We start from the raw sequence: 1264 nt of genomic DNA, 5'->3' as shown, positions 1-1264 counted from the left end.
TTTCGCTGCGCCAGTGCCCGGCGCAGGGTGACCAGGCATTGGCGCGTTACCTTGACCCCGGTCCATCATCCTTGGGCCGTTTGCCGGGAAGCAGCAGGGCACAGATCCTTTTGAAGACGTGGAGCGGTGTGGGCGCCGGACGCCAGCTGGAAACAGTGCCCGGCCGCGTCATGGCGTCCGGCCGGACGGTGACCGCCCGCTCTACGTTGGGTCCGCCGGGGTTTGGGCGCTGCTGTTGAGGATGTAGTCGGTTGCTGCTGGTCCGGTCATGCGCAGGCTCGGGAACGTCCAGCTTTCCGGTCTTTTCCGGGCGAAGGCCCGCGAGGCGGAGTGCGGTGCGGAAAGCCTGGTCGGGCACGGGGACTCTCCGGTTCAAGGAACACCAGCTGACGTAAAGCCCATAGAACGCGTCGGCGTTGATCCCTGAATCGCTCGCGTCGTTAACAATGCAGTCCCGAAGGAACTGGCTGATCTGTGAAGGGGTCATTCTGTGCTCCTGGGAATTTAGGGTTGGATTCCGTAGATGAATTCCTTGGCGTGGGCGACGGCTTTTCTGAAGCGTCGTTGCGGAGGGTGACTTGCCCGGGGTTTTTGGGGTCGGTTTCGAGGTAGTTCGTGTAGCCGGGCCGCAGGACCCAGATGTCACCGGACGGGGGGAGGTAGAAGACCCCGAAGGAACGGTGCTGGGGATCCTCGGTCCAGATGGGGACGACCGCGACCGCGGCACCGGTGTCCGGGTTGATCCATTGGGCCCGTGGCATGGGTTGTTCGTGGGTTTCCGGGTCCAGGAACGGCGCTGTTCCTTTGCCCCACCGCTTTTCGAAGCGTTCGTAGAAGGCGGGCATCAACTGGTTGTCGTAGGGTCGCCAGGCACTCATGGAAGCTCCTTGGGATTGCGTGGATTTCCGGCTCTCTCAACGTCGGATCCATCGGATCAGCGTGTAGCCGGTTGGCGGATATGACGGTTCCCGGGCCGGCATTCCCGGGTACCGTCCGGAGGGCGGCTCCCAGATGACCGGTCCGATCAGCAGCGACGCGGCGGGAAGCAACTGCCCTGGGATACGCACGGAGGCGGCGTCGGGCCGCTGCGGCTTGGCGTTCGCGGCTGGACGCGGGTGCTCCCGGTCGTAGGCGGCCCGCTTTTCCGGGTTGCCGAGGATGGCGTAGGCGGCCATGATGTCCCGGAGCTCTTCCTGTAATTGCTGTTCCGCCAGGCTGGGGTGTTCACGGGGTGCATGGGCCGGCCGGGTGTCGGGGTGCAGGC

1 protein-coding gene and 2 pseudogenes are annotated in these 1264 nt (G+C 64.8%); all 3 read right to left on the bottom strand.

The features are described from left to right. Positions 1-46 precede the first annotated feature (46 nt). A complete protein-coding gene (locus tag AHiyo1_RS14350) occupies positions 47-487 on the bottom strand; it encodes a hypothetical protein (protein ID WP_059389023.1) in 441 nt (146 codons plus the stop codon). A 17-nt stretch (positions 488-504) separates the two neighbouring features. Further along, positions 505-878: pseudogene (locus AHiyo1_RS14345) on the bottom strand (hypothetical protein). Positions 879-914: 36 nt separating this feature from the next. Further along, positions 915-1264: pseudogene (locus tag AHiyo1_RS14340) on the bottom strand (hypothetical protein); the annotation flags it as partial.

The organism is Arthrobacter sp. Hiyo1 (assembly GCF_001263615.2).
Taxonomy (GTDB): Bacteria; Actinomycetota; Actinomycetes; order Actinomycetales; family Micrococcaceae; genus Arthrobacter.
This window is presented reverse-complemented; position numbering and strand designations above follow the sequence as displayed.

Coding starts and splice junctions, on each gene's coding strand:
- AHiyo1_RS14350 (WP_059389023.1), bottom strand. CDS start 487: ATGACCCCTTCACAGATCAGCCAGTTCCTTCGGGACTGCATTGTTAAC.